The organism is Pantoea dispersa, assembly GCF_019890955.1.
Lineage (GTDB): Bacteria > Pseudomonadota > Gammaproteobacteria > Enterobacterales > Enterobacteriaceae > Pantoea > Pantoea dispersa.
The window spans coordinates 1,891,445-1,909,439 of record NZ_CP082346.1; the positions used below are offsets into that span (position 1 = coordinate 1,891,445).

The following is a 17,995-nucleotide window of genomic DNA, read 5'->3' on the forward strand; positions in this document are numbered from 1 at the left end:
GCCAGGGCTGGCATGCTGCGAAGCACTGGTTCCTTACAGCAGGAAATCGTCCAGTTGTTTACCTTGTTCTTCAATCGCTTTTTTAATCACGGCTGGTGTACGTCCCTGGCCGGTCCAGGTACGGTTCTCACCGTTTTCATCGACGTAACCATACTTCGCCGGGCGAGCCGCACGTTTGGCTTTACCTGGCGCTTTGGTTTCTGCTAATGCCTGCAGCAGTTCGTTTGGATCAATACCGTCTGCCATCAGCATTTCACGATATTGTTCCAGCTTACGGCTGCGCTCGGCATTTTCCGCCTGGGCAAGAGATTCTTCTTCACGACGTTCATTCACCACAACCTCAAGTTTTTCCAGCATCTCTTCCAGTGTTTCCAGAGAGCATTCCCGAGCCTGCGCGCGCAATGTACGGATATTATTAAGAATTTTAAGTGCTTCGCTCATTGTCCTAATCTCAAAATATAATAAATGGAGTTGTTCTGCCGCCTCATAATAGTGGCGGCGAAAAATAACTGCAATAGCCAGATTAAAAAGCAAAACGTAAAGTTAATGTTGTTAAGCTTTTTAAGTCGCTATTTATTATTCTTTTTATAGATTTGATAGCACAGGTTTTGCAGGGATAAATACCGCTGCGCGCCTTTCGCCGGGGCATCAGCGCTATTAATACTGAATAAAATTGCTGCATGATGGCGGCTTTGACATAACGTGCGAATGTTGATCACGATGCCGCTGATCTATGACGATGGCGTTAATTTGAGCAGTTGATAAAAATAATGCATCGCAACAGTGCAGCAGCTTTATGATAGACTCACGCGCAACAGTTTCGGGCAGTGACAAGAGATATTTTATGGCGCAACTCTATTTTTATTACTCAGCGATGAACGCGGGAAAATCCACCGCACTGCTGCAGTCATCCTACAATTACCATGAGCGCGGCATGCGTACGCTGGTGTATACCGCGGAAATTGACGACCGCTTCGGCGCCGGAAAAGTCAGCTCGCGTATTGGTCTTTCGTCTCCGGCTTTTTTATATAACGCGCAGACCAACCTGGAAAGTGAAATAGCGGAACAGCACGCGAAGCAAACGGTTCACTGTGTACTGGTGGATGAGAGCCAGTTTCTGACGCGGGAGCAGGTGAAAGCCCTGTCGGACGTGGTAGATAATCTGGATATTCCGGTGCTGTGTTATGGTCTGCGTACCGACTTTCGCGGTGAGTTATTTACCGGCAGTCAGTATTTACTGGCCTGGGCCGATAAGCTGGTGGAATTGAAAACCGTGTGTCACTGTGGACGCAAAGCCAGCATGGTGTTAAGGCTGGATGTGCAGGGTAAACCGTTCAGCGAAGGGGAGCAGGTGGTGATCGGTGGTAATGAGCGCTATATCTCTGTGTGCCGCAAGCACTATAAACAGGCGATTAATGACGGCTCGCTAAACGCCATTTACGGTTCACAACTGCCTCACGCCTGAATAGCCGCAGCATAAAAAAACCCGCCGCAGCGGGTTTTTTTGTATCAGGCCAGTCAGGCCTTTTTGGTTTTCTTCTCACTCTTTACGGCTTTAGCTTCACCCTCAGCGGCAACACTGATATCTGCTTCTGAGAACTCACGGCCATAGAAGGTATCCAGCATGATTTGTTTCAGTTCGGCAATCAGCGGATAGCGTGGGTTAGCGCCAGTACACTGGTCATCGAACGCATCATCCGCCAGCTTGTCGACTTTCGCCAGGAAGTCAGCTTCCTGCACGCCCGCTTCGCGGATAGAAGTTGGGATACCCAGCTGAGTTTTCACCTCTTCCAGCCATGCCAGCAGTTTTTCAATTTTCTGCGCGGTACGGTCACCGGCCGCACTCAGACCGAGATGGTCAGCAATCTCAGCATAGCGGCGGCGTGCCTGCGGACGGTCGTACTGGCTGAAGGCGGTCTGCTTGGTTGGATTGTCATTCGCGTTATAGCGAATCACGTTACAAATCAGCAGGGCGTTGGCCAGACCATGTGGAATGTGGAACTCAGAGCCCAGTTTATGCGCCATGGAGTGACACACGCCGAGGAAGGCGTTGGCGAAAGCGATACCGGCAATGGTCGCCGCATTGTGAACACGCTCACGCGCCACAGGATTTTTCGCGCCGTCGCGGTAGCTGGCAGGCAGGTTCTCTTTCAGCAGCTTCAGTGCCTGCAGCGCCTGACCGTCAGAGTATTCGTTGGCCAGTACCGATACGTAGGCTTCCAGCGCATGGGTGACGGCATCCAGACCCCCAAAGGCGCACAGCGAACGCGGCATCTCCATTACCAGGTTGGCATCGACAATCGCCATATCCGGCGTCAGGGCATAGTCTGCCAGTGGATATTTCTGTCCGGTGGCATCGTCGGTTACTACCGCAAACGGGGTAACTTCTGAACCGGTACCGGAAGTGGTGGTGATGGCCACCATGCGCGCTTTGACACCCATTTTCGGGAACTTGTAGATACGTTTACGGATGTCCATAAAGCGCAGCGCCAGTTCTTCAAAGTGGGTTTCCGGATGCTCGTACATCACCCACATAATCTTGGCCGCATCCATCGGTGAACCCCCGCCCAGGGCGATGATCACGTCAGGTTTGAAGCTGTTCATCTGCTCGGCACCTTTACGCACGATGCTCAGCGTTGGGTCTGCTTCTACTTCAAAGAACACTTCGGTTTCAATCCCGTGCGACTTCAGCACGCGGGTGACCTGGTCAGCATAACCGTTGTTGAACAGGAAGCGGTCGGTGACGATAAAGGCGCGTTTTGCACCGTCAGTCGCCACTTCTTCCAGCGCAATTGGCAGAGAGCCGCGGCGGAAGTAGATAGACTTCGGAAGTTTATGCCACAACATATTTTCAGCTCGCTTGGCCACGGTTTTCTTGTTAATCAGGTGTTTTGGACCCACGTTTTCAGAGATAGAGTTACCACCCCATGAACCGCAGCCCAGCGTGAGTGAAGGGGCCAGCTTGAAGTTATACAGGTCACCGATCCCGCCCTGTGAAGCCGGGGTGTTGATCAGGATGCGCGCGGTTTTCATTTTGTCGCCGAAGAAGTTAACGCGCTCGCGCTGGTTATCCTGGTCGGTATAAAGACAGGAGGTGTGGCCGATACCGCCCATTGCCACCAGTTTTTCTGCTTTATCCACCGCATCGTAATAGTCTTTCGCGCGGTACATGGCCAGCGTAGGCGAGAGCTTCTCATGGGCGAACGGCTCAGACTCATCCACCAGTTTCACTTCACCAATCAGAATTTTGGTGCTCACCGGCACGCTAATCCCTGCCAGTTCAGCAATTTTGTAAGCCGGCTGACCGACAATCGCCGCGTTCAGCGCGCCATTTTTCAGGATGATATCCTGCACCGCTTTCAGCTCTTTGCCCTGCAGCAGGTAGCCACCGTGGCTGGCGAAGCGCTCGCGCACGGCATCATAGACAGAGTCCACGACAATCACTGACTGTTCAGACGCGCAAATCACGCCGTTGTCGAAGGTTTTGGACATCAGGATCGAGGCAACCGCGCGTTTGATATCGGCCGTTTCGTCAATTACCACCGGGGTGTTACCCGCGCCCACACCAATCGCTGGTTTGCCGGAGCTGTAAGCCGCTTTCACCATGCCCGGACCACCGGTGGCGAGAATCAGGTTGATATCCGGGTGATGCATCAGCTGGTTAGAGAGCTCAACCGATGGCGCATCAATCCAGCCAATAATGTCTTTTGGCGCGCCGGCCGCGATAGCAGCCTGCAGTACGATGTCAGCCGCTTTATTGGTGGCGTCTTTGGCACGTGGATGAGGAGAGAAGATGATACCGTTACGGGTTTTCAGGCTAATCAGGGCCTTGAAGATGGCGGTAGAGGTCGGGTTGGTGGTGGGCACGATGCCACAAATCAGGCCAATCGGCTCAGCGATGGTGATGGTGCCAAAGGTATCATCGGTGTCCAGCACGCCACAGGTTTTTTCGTCTTTGTAAGCGTTGTAGATATATTCGGAAGCGAAGTGGTTTTTGATGACTTTATCTTCAACGATACCCATGCCGGATTCGGCAACGGCCATTTTGGCGAGAGGGATACGGGCATCGGCAGCGGCGAGGGCGGCCGCACGGAAAATGGTATCAACTTGTTCCTGACTAAAATTGGCGTATTCGCGCTGTGCCTTTTTAACACGTTCTACCAGTGCGTTAAGCTCGGCAACATTAGTAACGGCCATAATACTCTCCTAAGGAAGTTAAACTTTTTTAGTAAACAAGCCTGAATCCAGAAGTATAGTCTCGTTACGCTTATGGATAGCTAAGGATGGCGATGCCCGTGCCGTTGCTTACTAAAAAGGTTTTTCCGCCAGGATGACCTGAGTCACAGGGTTGAGTTCCGATGGGCTAAGATTACCCCTGATGGGGTAGGCAATTTATGATGCAGATCAATTTAACTATCAGCTGACACCTTTCAGCGCTCACTTTTGCAAGTAAAGTTAGCGTCGACGGCTACAGAAGGCGATCTGACCGGCTGCAGGCCGATAACATCGCGCTAACAGTAGCGGAATAAACTGGGATAGTGCTTTAAGTGCAGCATTTATTTCTGTGTTAGCCTCTGGTGTTTCGCCAGGCTTTTGCACTACATTAAGCGCGATTTTTTTCGCCATCACCTGGAGCCCACCGTGACCCCTGCGCTACTCGATCTTTCTGGCTACATTAAATTTTTTGTGGGTTTGTTCGCGCTGGTTAACCCGGTCGGCATTATTCCGGTATTTATCAGCATGACCAGCTACCAGGCGGTGGCGGAGCGCAATAAAACCAACCTGACCGCGAACCTGGCGGTGGCGATTATCCTCTGGACCTCGCTATTTCTTGGCGACGGTATCCTGCATCTGTTTGGTATCTCGATTGACTCTTTCCGCATCGCCGGTGGCATTCTGGTGGTCACCATCGCCATGTCGATGATTAGCGGCAAGCTGGGTGAAGACAAACAGAACAAGCAGGAGAAGTCAGAAACGGCGATTCGTGAAAGCATCGGCGTGGTGCCGCTGGCGCTGCCACTGATGGCAGGGCCGGGCGCGATCAGCTCGACCATTGTCTGGAGCTCGCGTTATCACAGCTGGCCAAATCTGCTGGGCTTTACCCTGGCGATTGCGATATTTGCCTTCTGCTGCTGGTTATTGTTCCGGGCCGCACCGCTGATGGTGCGCGTATTGGGACAAACCGGTATCAACGTCATTACGCGTATCATGGGGCTGCTGCTCATGGCGCTGGGCATTGAATTTGTCGTGACCGGAATGAAAGCTCTGTTTCCAGGATTACTGAATTAACGGCGGTTATTTTTTATCGCTAAGCGCTTTGTGAACCAGAATGGTGCAAATAAATGAAATATTGCACCATTATAGTAATTTTATTTGTCGCGCTTAATATCGGCCTGACCGCATCAGTTTTACTACTGGTGTTATCCCGCACACAGCCTGAGCCGCAAAATACTGTGATAATCGTCACAGCATATCCCTCTGCTCTGCAAATCATCCGCAGTATCATTCTATAGCTTGTGCTGTAAATCTGAATAAAAATCCGGGCTTCAGCATTAAAAGCAGCAATATTCGTAAATATTATAAAGTTAGTTGATTAACGAATAATTAACGTGCAAATCAGGCTTAAATTCATTATTTATCAGTGTTTTAATCGATAATTCTGCTCAAGAATTAACACTTTTCCTGTGCGCGGCAACGTGATAAAAGAGAATCAGCTAACATTTTTGTGGTTTAGCTTTGGCGTGCGGGCAACGCTTCTGATAATTTTCGGCTCACCGCAAAATTTTTTATCTGCTAGCAACAAATGTGTACGCTTCTTGCTTACTGCTATCAGGTTTATGTTGAAGGTTGATATTGGTTGATGAAAAGCATGGTAGCGAAAACGGCAGCGCGCACGTTTCTGGCGCTTTGCCTCTCCAGTGCGCTGGCGCAAAGTCAGGCCGCTGAGATCCCAGCCGGGACGTCATTAGCGGATACGCAACGCATCGTTATTAACAACGGCAGCGAAGTGTCCTCACTTGATCCGCAAAAAGTCGAGGGCGTGCCGGAATCCAATGTGATTCGCAATCTGCTGGAAGGACTGGTTGAGACCGACAACAACGGTCAACTGGTGCCCGGCGTGGCGCAGCAGTGGCAAAATCAGCAGGGCCGCATCTGGACGTTCACGCTGCGTAAAGACGCCCGCTGGAGCAATGGTGAGCCGGTCACCGCGCAGGACTTTGTTTACAGCTGGCAGCGTCTGGCCGATCCGCGCACCGCCTCGCCGTACGCCAGCTATTTGCAGGCTGCACACATCAGCAACATTGACGCCATCCTCGCCGGTAAAGCGGCGCCTTCCCAGCTGGGCGTGAAAGCGCTGGACGACCATCATTTGCAGGTTACGCTCTCCGAACCGGTACCGTATTTTGTTGATATGCTGGCTCATACTTCGATGAAACCGGTGTATCGTCCGGCGGTAGAGCAGTGGGGCGATGCCTGGACACAGCCGCAGCATTACGTGGGTAATGGCGCTTACACGCTGGCGGACTGGGTGGTGAATGAGCAGATCGTGGTGAAGCGTAATCCGCACTACTGGGACAATGCCCATACCACGCTGGACGAAGGCGTATTTCTGGCACTCACCTCTGAGAATAGCGATATAAACCGCTATCGCAGTGGCGGCACCGACATGACCAACAGCGTGGTGCCGCCCGATATGTTCAAAAAACTGCAGCAGGCGCTGGGAGATGAAGTAAAAGTCAGCCCGCTACTGTGCACCTTCTATTACGAAATCAATAACAAGAAAGCGCCGTTTGACGACGTCCGCGTACGCAACGCGCTGAAGTTAACGCTCGACCGCGACATCATCGCGCAGAAAATTATGGGGCAGGGACAGATCCCGGCCTACGGCCTGACGCCGCCCTTTATTCACGGTATTTCTCTCAATATGCCAGCGTGGGCGCGGCAGACGCAGGCGCAACGTAACGCGGCAGCGAAGCAGCTGCTGGCGGAAGCTGGCTTCAATGCCCAGCATCCGCTGCGTTTTACCCTGCTGTATAACACTTCAGAACAGAACAAGCGTCAGGCGATCGCGGCTGCCTCGATGTGGCAAAAGAATCTCGGTGCGCAGGTCACGCTGCAAAATCAGGAGTGGAAAACGCTACTGGAGACCCGTCATCAGGCACAGTTTGATGTGGTGCGCGCCACCTGGTGTGCGGATTACAACGAGCCATCCAGCTTCCTCAATCTGCTGCTGAGTGGTTCCTCCATCAACACCGCGTTTTATCACAGCGCCGCATTTGATGCGCTGATGGCGCAAACGCTCAACACCGCTGATGACGCGCAGCGCGCGCAACTCTATCAGCAGGCGGAACAACAGCTGGATCAGGATTCACCGATCATCCCGGTTTACTACCGCGTTAGCGTGCGGCTGGTGAAGCCGTGGGTGGGCGGTTTCAGCGGCAAAGATCCGCAGGATATGCTGGCGCTGAAATACTATTACATAAAGAAACATTGAGTAATGTGACGATCCGGCGCTACAGTCGGGCGTCACGTTGCCGTGGTAACCCTGCAGGGTGGTAGTGATCTTCGCGCAGACAGGCGGAGATCTCCCGGAAACGGGGTACGCCGGGCGGTCAGCCGACCCGGTGACGATAATAAAACTGGAGCGTAATAATGAACAACATCACGAAAAAAAGCCTGATCGCCGCAGGCGTACTGGCGGCCATCGGCGCGCTGGCAGGGAATGCTGCACTGGCGGCCAACGTACCGGCGGGTACCGAATTGGCAGCGAAACAGGAACTGGTGCGCGGCAATGGCGATGAAGTACAGTCGCTGGATCCGCACAAAATCGAAGGCGTGCCGGAAGATAATATCGCCCGTGACCTGTATGAAGGTCTGATCGTGAGCGACAGCAACGGCAAGCCAGTTCCGGGCGTTGCGGAAAGCTGGGAAAACAAAGACTACAAAGTCTGGACCTTCCATCTGCGTAAAAATGCCAAATGGTCAAACGGCGAGCCGGTCACCGCGCAGGACTTCGTCTACAGCTGGCAACGTCTGGTCGATCCAAAAACCGCCTCGCCCTATGCGAGCTACCCGCAGTATGGCCACATCCTCAACGTGGATGACATCATCGCCGGCAAAAAACCGACCTCCGATCTCGGCGTGAAAGCACTGGATGACCACACGCTGGAAGTGACGCTGAGCGAGCCGGTACCGTACTTCGATAAGCTGCTGATCAACGCGGTGATGTCGCCAGTGTATAAGCCAGCCATTGAGAAGTTTGGCGACCAGTGGACACAGCCGCAGAACTGGGTCGGCAACGGTGCCTTTAAACTGGAATCTCACGTGATCAACGAACGCGTGACGCTGGTGCGTAACCCGGAATACTGGGACAACGAACATACCGTACTGAATAAAGTCACCTTCCTGCCAATCAACTCCGAAGTCAGCGATGTGAACCGTTATTTCTCCGAGAACGGCAGCGACATCACTTACAACAACATGCCGATCGAGCTGTTTAAAAAACTGCAGCGTGATAATGGTAAAGAGCTGATGGTGAAACCGTATCTGTGCACCTACTACTATGAAATCAACAACCAGAAAGCACCGTTTACCGATGTCCGCGTGCGTACCGCGCTGAAGCTGGGTCTGGATCGCGACATCATGGTGAACAAAGTGCTGGCGCAGGGTCAACAGCCGGCCTACAGCTTCACCCCGCCAGCCACTGACGGCATGGAACTTCTGCCGCCGGACTGGTACAAGTGGGATCAGAACAAGCGTAACGAAGAAGCGAAGAAACTGCTGGCCGAAGCCGGTTATACCGCCGACAAACCGCTGACCTTCAACCTGCTGTACAACACTTCCGATCTGCACAAAAAACTGGCGATTGCCGCCTCGTCCATCTGGAAAAAGAACATCGGCGTCAACATCAAGCTGGAAAACCAGGAGTGGAAAACCTTCCTGGATACCCGTCATCAGGGCAACTTCGATGTCTCCCGCGCGGCATGGTGTGCCGACTATAACGAACCGACCTCCTTCCTGAACATCATGCTGTCGGACAGCAGCAGTAACACCTCGCACTATAAGAGCGCGGACTTCGACAAAGTGATTCATGATGCGGTGAAAGCGGCGGATGACAAAGCGCGCGTGGCCGATTATCAAAAAGCAGAGCAGATCCTGGATAAAGACAGCACCATCGTGCCGGTTTACTACTACGTGAACGCGCGTCTGGTGAAACCGTACGTTGGCGGCTACACCGGCAACGATCCGCTGGATAAAACCCTGGATAAGAACCTGTACATCATTAAGCATTAATAGCACTCAGGCTATCGACAGTGGCGGTGCTGCGGCGCCGCCTTTTTGACTTTGTGAAGCAACAGCCTGGTAGGTACGGCAATGTTAAAATTCATCCTGCGTCGGCTCCTTGAAGCCATCCCGACGCTATTCATTCTGATCACCATCTCCTTCTTTATGATGCGACTGGCACCCGGCAGTCCGTTCACCGGCGAGCGTGCGCTGGCGCCGGAAGTCATGGCCAACATTGAGGCCAAATATCATCTCAACGACCCGATCGGCAAACAGTATCTCAGCTACCTGGTGCAGCTGGCACACGGCGATTTCGGGCCGTCGTTTAAATATAAAGACTACTCGGTTAACTACCTGGTTGGTCATGCGTTTCCGGTATCGGCCAAACTGGGGCTGGCAGCCTTCTTCCTTGCGGTGGTGCTGGGCGTCACGGCGGGGGTTATCGCCGCGCTGAAGCAAAACAGTTTGTGGGATTACGCGGTCATGGGGGTGGCGATGACCGGGGTGGTCATTCCCAGCTTCGTGGTGGCACCGCTGCTGGTACTGATCTTTGCCATCACCCTGCGCTGGCTGCCGGGCGGCGGCTGGAATGGCGGGCAGTGGAACTACATGCTGCTGCCGATGGTGGCGCTGTCACTGGCTTACATCGCCAGTATCGCCCGTATCACCCGCGGCTCGATGATTGAAGTGATGCACTCCAACTTCATCCGCACCGCGCGTGCGAAAGGTCTGCCGCTGCGCCGTATTGTGCTGCGCCACGCGCTGAAGCCGGCGCTGCTGCCGGTGCTCTCCTATATGGGGCCGGCGTTTGTTGGCATCATCACCGGTTCGATGGTAATCGAATCAATTTACGGTCTGCCGGGCATCGGTCAGCTGTTCGTCAACGGCGCACTAAACCGTGACTACTCGCTGGTGATGAGCCTGACCATTCTGGTCGGCGTGCTGACCATCCTGTTCAACGCGATCGTTGACGTGCTGTACGCCGTTATCGATCCGAAAATTCGTTACTGATGGTGGAGCTCGCTCATGATGTTAAGTAAGAAAAATAGCGAAGCTCTGGACGCGTTCAGCGAAAAGCTGGAAGTGGAAGGGCGCAGCCTGTGGCAGGACGCACGTCGCCGCTTTATTCATAACCGTGCGGCCCTCATCAGCCTGCTGGTGCTGCTGGTGATTGCGCTGTTCGTGGTGTTCGCCCCGATGCTGGCGCAGTTCAAATATGATGATACCGACTGGGCGATGATGTCTGCACCGCCGGACACCACCTCAGGGCACTGGTTTGGCACCGACTCCTCGGGACGTGACCTGCTGGTGCGCGTGGCGATTGGCGGCCGTATCTCACTAATGGTTGGCATCGCTTCAGCGCTGATCGCGGTGCTGGTGGGCACGCTGTACGGTTCGCTGGCCGGCTACCTCGGCGGCAAGATTGACTCGGTGATGATGCGTATCCTGGAAATCCTCAACTCGTTCCCGTTTATGTTCTTCGTCATCCTGCTGGTGACCTTCTTTGGCCGCAATATCCTGCTGATCTTCGTTGCCATTGGCATGGTGTCATGGCTGGATATGGCGCGTATCGTGCGCGGCCAGACGCTGGGACTGAAGCGCAAAGAGTTCATCGAAGCGGCACAGGTCGGCGGCGTTTCTACCGGCAATATCGTGCTGCGCCACATCGTGCCGAACGTGCTGGGTGTGGTGGTGGTGTATGCCTCGCTGCTGGTGCCAAGCATGATCCTGTTTGAATCCTTCCTGAGTTTCCTCGGCCTCGGCACCCAGGAACCACTGAGCAGCTGGGGCGCGCTGTTGAGCGACGGCGCCAACTCGATGGAAGTATCACCGTGGCTGCTGATGTTCCCGGCGGGCTTCCTGGTGGTGACGTTGTTCTGTTTCAACTTTATCGGCGATGGCCTGCGTGACGCCCTCGACCCGAAAGATCGTTAAGGAGTTTCCCGATGACCCATCATGATACTCAGCAGCCGCTGGCGGCTGCACCTGCGGGAAACGCTAACCTGCTGCTGGACGTTAAAGATCTGCGCGTCACCTTCAGTACCCACGACGGCGACGTGACCGCTGTGAACGACCTCAACTTTTCCCTGCGCGCCGGTGAAACGCTGGGCATTGTTGGTGAATCCGGCTCCGGAAAATCGCAAACCGCGTTTGCGCTGATGGGACTGCTGGCGAAAAATGGTCGCATTGGTGGCTCGGCGCAGTTTAACGGCAGAGAAATCCTCAATCTGCCGGAAAGCAAGCTGAACAAGCTGCGCGCGGAGCAGATTGCGATGATTTTCCAGGACCCGATGACATCGCTCAATCCGTACATGCGCGTCGGCGAACAGCTGATGGAGGTGCTGAAACTGCACAAAGGCATGAGCAGCGCCCAGGCGTTTGAAGAGTCGGTGCGCATGCTGGATGCGGTGAAAATGCCGGAAGCGCGCAAGCGCATGAAGATGTTCCCGCACGAGTTTTCCGGTGGCATGCGTCAGCGCGTAATGATCGCCATGGCGCTGCTGTGCCGGCCAAAGCTGCTGATTGCCGATGAGCCAACCACCGCGCTGGATGTCACCGTGCAGGCGCAGATCATGACGCTGCTGAATGAGCTGAAGCGTGAATTTAACACCGCCATCATCATGATCACTCACGATCTCGGCGTTGTTGCCGGGATCTGTGACAAGGTACTGGTGATGTATGCCGGGCGCACCATGGAGTATGGCCGTGCGCGCGATGTGTTCTACCAGCCGGCCCATCCTTACTCGATCGGTTTGCTAAGCGCGGTGCCGCGTCTTGACGCGGAGGGAGAGTCGCTGACCACCATTCCCGGCAACCCGCCCAACCTGTTGCGTCTGCCGCAGGGCTGTCCGTTCCAGCCGCGCTGCGCATATGCCATGGATATTTGTGCCAAATCACCGCCGCTTGAACCGTTTGCCGAAGGGCGCCTGCGCGCCTGCTTCAAACCGGTGGAGGAGTTAGTATGAGCACCGTAACTGAAGAGAAAAAAGTGTTGCTGGAAATCGCCGATCTCAAGGTGCATTTCGATATCAAAGACGGCAAGCAGTGGTTCTGGCAGCCGCCGAAAACCCTGAAAGCGGTGGATGGTGTCAGTCTGCGTCTGTATGAAGGCGAAACCCTCGGCGTGGTCGGTGAATCCGGCTGCGGCAAATCCACGCTGGCGCGCGCCATTATCGGTCTGGTGAAAGCCACCGACGGGCGCGTGGCGTGGCTGGGGCGCGATCTGCTGGGCCAGAGCCAGGAAGAGTGGCGTCAGGCGCGCAGTGACATTCAGATGATCTTCCAGGACCCGCTGGCCTCGCTCAACCCGCGTATGACCATTGGTGACATCATCGCCGAACCGCTGCGCACCTACTATCCAAAGATGCCGCGTCAGGAAGTGAAGGATAAGGTTAAAAACATGATGATGAAGGTCGGTCTGCTGCCGAACCTCATCAACCGCTATCCGCACGAGTTCTCCGGTGGCCAGTGCCAGCGTATCGGTATCGCCCGTGCGCTGATTCTTGAGCCGAAGCTGATTATCTGTGATGAGCCGGTGTCGGCGCTCGACGTGTCGATTCAGGCGCAGGTGGTCAACCTGCTGCAGAAACTGCAGCGTGAAATGGGCCTGTCGCTGATCTTCATCGCGCATGACCTGGCAGTGGTGAAGCACATCTCTGATCGCGTACTGGTGATGTATCTCGGCCACGCGGTTGAGCTGGGTACCTATGATGCGGTGTATAACGATCCACAGCATCCGTACACCAAAGCGCTGATGTCGGCGGTGCCGATTCCTGATCCGGACCTGGAGAAGAATAAGCAGATTCAGCTGCTGGAAGGGGAACTGCCGTCGCCGATCAATCCGCCATCAGGCTGCGTGTTCCGCACCCGCTGCCCGATTGCCGGCCCGGAGTGCGCCAAAACCCGACCGCTACTCGAAGGCAGTTTCCGCCATGCGGTGTCCTGTCTGAAGGTTGATCCGCTTTAATAGCGGTGCCACAAACAACAACGCCGGGCAGTGCCCGGCGTTTTTTTATGCGCTGCGGCTTATTCACGCCACAGAATATGACACAGCTTGTGGTCTTTCTCACGGCACAGCAGGATGCGCGCGAACACATCGGTAATCGGTTCGCCGTCCGCTTCACCGAGGCCGATCACCACTTCTGAGAAGAAGTCAGGGTTGAGATCGAAATCCACATGTTCCTGCCAGTCTTCGGATGGATCAAACAGCTCGGCGCCGCCGCGCTCTTCAAATTGCAGATTGAACAGAATGATGTCTGCCGGATCGAGGTTATCGCCTGCCAGCTCAAGAAAAATATCGTAAGCCTGTTCCAGCGTTTCATCTTCAGTAAGGCGATTATTTAAATCCATGGTCATTCCTGCTTGCCCTGAGGCGGTAATATTTTCGCTCGTTTTACAGTAAAGGGCTAAAGAAGTAAAACAGTCGTTCGACGATGCGCTGCCACCAGGCACGTTTTGCCCAGCGCGCGCCGTCCAGCAGACGCGAACGGGCGATATAATCATCCTGGACGGTGGCGAGATCGCTACCAAAGCCGTCATCATCCACCACCAGCGTGATCTCGAAGTTGAGCCACAGGCTGCGCATATCCAGGTTCACCGTGCCCACCAGACTGAGCTGACCGTCCACCAGCACGCTCTTGGTGTGCAACAGGCCATCTTCAAACTGGTAGATTTTCACCCCGGCTTCCAGCAGTTCAGTGAAGAAGGCGCGGCTGGCCCAGCCGACCAGCAGCGAGTCATTGTGGCGCGGTACAACAATGCTCACCTCAACGCCACGCAGCGCGGCGGTACAGATGGCGTGCAGTAAGTCGTCGCTCGGCACGAAGTAGGGCGTGGTCATGATCAGCTGCTCGCGCGCCGAATACACCGCCGTCAGCAGCGCCTGGTGAATCATGTCCTCCGGGAAGCCCGGCCCTGAGGCGATCACCTGAATGGTGTGACCGCTCTCCTGCTCAAACGGCATCACATTGCCGTCCGGCGCCGGCGGCAGAATGCGTTTGCCGGTTTCGATTTCCCAGTCGCAGGCGTAGACGATGCCCATGGTGGTGGCCACCGGGCCCTCCATGCGCGCCATCAGATCAATCCACTGACCTACGCCAGCATCCTGTTTAAAGAAGCGCGGATCCACCAGGTTCATGCTGCCGGTATAGGCAATGTAGTTATCGATCAGCACCACTTTGCGGTGCTGACGCAAATCCATGCGGCGCAGGAACACACGCCACAGGCTGACCTGCAATGCCTCGACTACATCAATACCGGCGTTGCGCATCATGCCCACCCACGGACTGCGGAAGAACGCCACGCTGCCGGCGGAGTCCAGCATCAGGCGGCAGTGCACGCCGCGCCGTGAGGCAGCCATCAGCGATTCCGCTACATCATCAGCCAGACCACCCGGCTGCCAGATGTAAAACACCATCTCAATATTATGGCGCGCCAGCTGAATATCGCGGATCAGCGCCTGCATCACGTCATCGGCGCTGGTCAGCAGCTGCAGCTGATTGCCTTTAACGCCGGCAATGCCCTGACGATGACGGCACAGCTCGAACAGGGAACGCGCCACGTCGCTGTGTTCAGTCGCGAAGATGTGACGACACTGCTTCAGGTCGTTGAGCCATTTGGCGGTCGAGGGCCACATGGTGCGGGCGCGTTCTGCGCGACGTTTACCTAAATGCAGTTCGCCAAACGACAGATAGGCGATAATACCCACCAGCGGCAGAATGTAGATGATCAGCAGCCAGGCCATCGCCGAGGTCACCGCACGCCGCTTCATCAGGATGCGCAGCGTAACCCCGGCAATCAGCAGCCAGTAGCCAAACAGCAGCAACCAGCTGATAAGGGTATAAAATGTGGTCATAAAGTGGACGTCCCGTTCGCGCTTTGATGGGCAAAGTTTACGTGTTGATCTACGCCAGCGAAACCTTTAATCGTTGATGACGTTTCGATGAAGGTTTCGATTTGGCATTTTTAGCCAGATCACTATAATGCGTCGCGGGTTTAGCCAGTCAGAGAGGATGTGATGAGACGCAGCAGAAATGAAGTGGCCCGCTGGAGAATGTTACGCCAGGCGCATCGCCGTCGTGCCCGCTGGCTGGAAGGGCAGTCACGTCGTTATAAGCGCATCCATGCGATTCGTCATCAGGTAGCGCAGCAGCAGCGTCGCTCTATCCTGTTTATCACGCAGAATACCTGAGCAATGAACGCGGTCGTCAGTGGCCGCGTAATACCAGTGAAACATTCACTATCTGCAGGGCCGCCGCCAGTACCACCAGCATGACGATGTGCTGGCGCGCCTGACGCCAGCCCTGACGGCGCCACAGCCACAGCGCACGACCAATCAGCAGCAGCACCAGCACTAACAACAGAAGGGGCTGCCACTGCATCAGAACACCCGTTTAAACGGTTTAACCGTGACTTTGTCGTACACGCCAGCGGCGATATACGGATCGTCATTGGCCCATGACTGGGCCGTTTCCAGCGATGAGAACTCGGCAACAATCACAGAACCGGTGAAACCAGCCGGGCCCGGCTCATTACTGTCGACGGCAGGCAGAGGACCGGCGACAATCAGACGCCCCTCATCCTGCAGCAGCTGCAGACGCGCCAGGTGTGCCGGGCGCACAGAGTTACGTTTTTCCAGTGAATCTGCGGTATCTTCCGCATAAATGACGTAAAGCACGATGGGATACTCCCGTTAGACTTGCCGAATTTGCGAGACACGTTAAGTGATCGCTAAACAGAGTGCAAACGAAAGATAATGGCCGCGCGCTGCAACGCAGGCAGGGTTAAAAAGCGCCTTTCTTTTGGGCTTCAGTAGCGTGCTTATTGAAACTGATTGCTATTTGCATTTAAAATCAGCGCTTCACTCAATGAACATGACTGATATGACGACGTTGACTACGCCTTTTCCAACCCGAACGCCTGTGTCCGTGATTTTATCCGTGCTCCTTCACGGTTCGGTAATCGCCGGCATTCTTTATGCTTCATTTCATCAGACCATTGAGGTTCCTAAAGCGTCTCAACCTATCAGCATTAGCATGGTAGCCCCCGAAGTGCAGCCTGAACCGGCACCGGCAGCAGTAACTCCGCCGCCGCCGCCCGAGCCGGAACCCGAGCCGGAGGTCGCACCTGAGCCACCAAAAGCCGAGCCGGTGCCGATCCCTAAGCCGGAACCTAAACCGAAGCCAAAACCGAAACCGAAGCCAAAGGTGGAGAAAAAGGCAGAGCCGAAGCCGCGCCAGCAGGTGAAGCCGCAGGAGAATCCGTTTAAACAGGACGCGCCAGCCGCGCAAACGCGCCCCTCGACGGCACCGAAGAGTAACCCGGCCCCAACGCAGACGGTGTCGGATGGACCGAAAGCGATGAGCGTCAGCAAGCCGGCCTATCCGGCGCGTGCGTTCGCGCTGCGCGTTGAAGGGCGGGTGCGGGTGAAGTTTGACGTGGACAGCGATGGGCGCGTCGATAACGTCGAGATTTTGTCCGCCGAGCCGCGCAACATGTTTGAGCGCGAAGTGAAGCAGGCGATGAAGAAGTGGCGCTATCAGCCAGGGCGGCCGGGCAAGGGGCTGACGATGAACATCGTGTTCCGCATTAACGGCGGCGCGAACATCGAGTAAAGCCAGACAGGCAAAGAAAAAGCGGCCATTCCGGGCCGCTTTTTTTATACGCTTAATTGCTCAGATTGGCCTGGCCTTCCGGCAGCGGACGGGATTTCCCGCTGTTATCGACCGCCACGTAAACAAACACCGCTTCGGTGGCGCAGTAAGTCTGGCCGATCGGTTCGGACGACACTTTTTTAATCCACACTTCCACGTTAATGGTCATCGAGCTATTGCCGGTGCGAATGCAGCGCGCGTAGCAGCTCACCACATCCCCGACGGCGACGGGCTTGAGGAAGGTCATACCGTCCACGCGCACCGTTACCACGCGGCCTTTGGCAATCTCTTTAGCCAGTATCGCGCCGCCCATATCCATCTGCGACATCAGCCAGCCGCCGAAGATATCACCGTTGGCATTGGTATCTGCCGGCATCGCCAGGGTGCGCGAGACCATCTCGCCTTGCGGCAACTTATGTTTTTCGTCCATTGCTCAGTTCTTTTGCAGGTGAAGACAAGCCCGGCGGAGACCGGGCTGCATCGATTATTTTTGTTCTTGTTGCGGCATCTGTCGCCAGATATACAGGCCGCTTAACAGCGTAAACAGCAGGGTCAGGCCGGTAAGACCGAACACCTTAAAGTTAACCCAAAACGCCTGGGATAACCAAAACGCGACATAAATATTCGCCAGGCCGCAGGCCAGGAAAAACAGGGCCCAGGCGATATTCAGCCGACGCCATACCGCACCCGGCAGCTGCAGCTCTTTGCCAAGCATGGTCTGGATCAGCGGTTGCTGCATAAACCACTGGCTGTACAGCAGTGCCAGCGCAAACAGCGAGTAAATCACCGTGACTTTCCACTTGATGAACTCATCGTTGTGGAACACATAGGTCAGGGTGCCGAACACCGCAACCAGCACAAAGGTGAAAATGGTCATCTTTTCCAGCTTGCGGTACAGCACCCAGCTGACCACCAGCGCGATACCGGTCGCCACCACCAACGCGCCGGAGGCGACGAAAATGTCGTACAGCTTGTAGAAAATAAAGAAAACTACCAGGGGAAGAAAATCGAGTAACTGCTTCATAGCGTTTCCAGTCAGGGGCAGGAGCGTTGAGTTA

18 protein-coding genes are annotated in these 17,995 nt (G+C 55.0%); 10 read left to right on the forward strand and 8 right to left on the reverse strand.

Annotation, left to right across the window (positions count from 1 at the left end):
• Window positions 1–33 precede the first annotated feature (33 nt).
• A complete protein-coding gene (hns, locus tag K7H94_RS08735; protein WP_031280215.1) occupies window positions 34–441 on the reverse strand; it encodes a histone-like nucleoid-structuring protein H-NS in 408 nt (135 codons plus the stop codon).
• Window positions 442–844: 403 nt separating this feature from the next.
• Between hns and tdk the strand changes: the two genes are divergently transcribed.
• A complete protein-coding gene (tdk, locus tag K7H94_RS08740; protein WP_222951976.1) occupies window positions 845–1,465 on the forward strand; it encodes a thymidine kinase in 621 nt (206 codons plus the stop codon).
• Between the two features lie 53 nt (window positions 1,466–1,518).
• Here the strand turns inward: tdk and adhE are convergent, their stop codons facing one another.
• Window positions 1,519–4,197, reverse strand: coding sequence for a bifunctional acetaldehyde-CoA/alcohol dehydrogenase (gene adhE / locus K7H94_RS08745; RefSeq protein WP_222951977.1), 2,679 nt, complete (start codon window positions 4,195–4,197; stop codon window positions 1,519–1,521).
• A gap of 444 nt (window positions 4,198–4,641) precedes the next feature.
• Here adhE and K7H94_RS08750 point away from each other — a divergent pair, with 444 nt between their 5' ends.
• From K7H94_RS08750 to oppF, 7 genes are all read left to right on the forward strand, one after another.
• Window positions 4,642–5,289: a YchE family NAAT transporter gene (locus tag K7H94_RS08750; protein ID WP_031280216.1), complete on the forward strand. Its 648-nt coding sequence runs from the start codon at window positions 4,642–4,644 to the stop codon at window positions 5,287–5,289.
• A gap of 571 nt (window positions 5,290–5,860) precedes the next feature.
• Entirely contained in the window at window positions 5,861–7,495 is a 1,635-nt protein-coding gene (locus tag K7H94_RS08755; protein ID WP_222951978.1) for an ABC transporter substrate-binding protein, read from the forward strand.
• A gap of 158 nt (window positions 7,496–7,653) precedes the next feature.
• Window positions 7,654–9,294 carry an oligopeptide ABC transporter substrate-binding protein OppA gene (gene oppA, locus K7H94_RS08760; RefSeq protein ID WP_021510084.1) on the forward strand — a complete coding sequence of 547 codons (1,641 nt, stop codon included), beginning with the start codon at window positions 7,654–7,656 and terminating at the stop codon, window positions 9,292–9,294.
• 81 nt (window positions 9,295–9,375) lie between these two features.
• A complete protein-coding gene (gene oppB / locus K7H94_RS08765) occupies window positions 9,376–10,296 on the forward strand; it encodes an oligopeptide ABC transporter permease OppB (RefSeq protein WP_021510085.1) in 921 nt (306 codons plus the stop codon).
• Between the two features lie 15 nt (window positions 10,297–10,311).
• Window positions 10,312–11,220, forward strand: a complete 909-nt coding sequence (oppC, locus tag K7H94_RS08770; protein ID WP_021510086.1) for an oligopeptide ABC transporter permease OppC — start codon at window positions 10,312–10,314, stop codon at window positions 11,218–11,220.
• An 11-nt stretch (window positions 11,221–11,231) separates the two neighbouring features.
• Window positions 11,232–12,251, forward strand: coding sequence for an ABC transporter ATP-binding protein (gene oppD / locus K7H94_RS08775; protein WP_222951979.1), 1,020 nt, complete (start codon window positions 11,232–11,234; stop codon window positions 12,249–12,251).
• Complete coding sequence (gene oppF, locus K7H94_RS08780) at window positions 12,248–13,252, forward strand: murein tripeptide/oligopeptide ABC transporter ATP binding protein OppF (RefSeq protein WP_222951980.1); 1,005 nt, start codon at window positions 12,248–12,250, stop codon at window positions 13,250–13,252. The genes oppD and oppF overlap by 4 nt, the downstream gene beginning before the upstream one ends.
• Before the next feature lie 59 nt (window positions 13,253–13,311).
• Here oppF and K7H94_RS08785 read toward each other — a convergent pair whose 3' ends face one another.
• Both K7H94_RS08785 and cls read right to left on the reverse strand, forming a co-directional pair.
• Window positions 13,312–13,641 carry an HI1450 family dsDNA-mimic protein gene (locus tag K7H94_RS08785; RefSeq protein ID WP_013509338.1) on the reverse strand — a complete coding sequence of 110 codons (330 nt, stop codon included), beginning with the start codon at window positions 13,639–13,641 and terminating at the stop codon, window positions 13,312–13,314.
• Window positions 13,642–13,678: 37 nt separating this feature from the next.
• Complete coding sequence (gene cls, locus K7H94_RS08790) at window positions 13,679–15,139, reverse strand: cardiolipin synthase (RefSeq protein WP_021510090.1); 1,461 nt, start codon at window positions 15,137–15,139, stop codon at window positions 13,679–13,681.
• 162 nt (window positions 15,140–15,301) lie between these two features.
• Between cls and K7H94_RS08795 the strand changes: the two genes are divergently transcribed.
• Window positions 15,302–15,475: a YciY family protein gene (locus K7H94_RS08795; RefSeq protein WP_088517180.1), complete on the forward strand. Its 174-nt coding sequence runs from the start codon at window positions 15,302–15,304 to the stop codon at window positions 15,473–15,475.
• A gap of 16 nt (window positions 15,476–15,491) precedes the next feature.
• On the opposite strand, the gene K7H94_RS08800 is transcribed toward K7H94_RS08795, so the two are convergent.
• Together K7H94_RS08800 and K7H94_RS08805 are read right to left on the reverse strand one after the other, a co-directional pair.
• Window positions 15,492–15,665 (reverse strand): hypothetical protein, encoded by a 174-nt coding sequence (locus tag K7H94_RS08800; protein ID WP_021510092.1) that lies wholly within the window; start codon window positions 15,663–15,665, stop codon window positions 15,492–15,494.
• Window positions 15,665–15,961: a YciI family protein gene (locus tag K7H94_RS08805; RefSeq protein ID WP_010617723.1), complete on the reverse strand. Its 297-nt coding sequence runs from the start codon at window positions 15,959–15,961 to the stop codon at window positions 15,665–15,667. The genes K7H94_RS08800 and K7H94_RS08805 overlap by 1 nt, the downstream gene beginning before the upstream one ends.
• Window positions 15,962–16,166: 205 nt before the next feature.
• On the opposite strand from K7H94_RS08805, the gene tonB reads away from it, so the two are divergent.
• Window positions 16,167–16,898 (forward strand): TonB system transport protein TonB, encoded by a 732-nt coding sequence (tonB, locus tag K7H94_RS08810; RefSeq protein ID WP_031280217.1) that lies wholly within the window; start codon window positions 16,167–16,169, stop codon window positions 16,896–16,898.
• A gap of 52 nt (window positions 16,899–16,950) precedes the next feature.
• Here tonB and yciA read toward each other — a convergent pair whose 3' ends face one another.
• Together yciA and K7H94_RS08820 are read right to left on the reverse strand one after the other, a co-directional pair.
• The gene (yciA, locus tag K7H94_RS08815) at window positions 16,951–17,367 is read right to left on the reverse strand and encodes an acyl-CoA thioester hydrolase YciA (RefSeq protein ID WP_058758638.1); all 417 of its coding nucleotides are present in this window, start codon (window positions 17,365–17,367) and stop codon (window positions 16,951–16,953) included.
• Between the two features lie 54 nt (window positions 17,368–17,421).
• Window positions 17,422–17,961 (reverse strand): septation protein A, encoded by a 540-nt coding sequence (locus K7H94_RS08820; protein WP_058758637.1) that lies wholly within the window; start codon window positions 17,959–17,961, stop codon window positions 17,422–17,424.
• Between the last annotated feature and the right edge of the window lie 34 nt (window positions 17,962–17,995).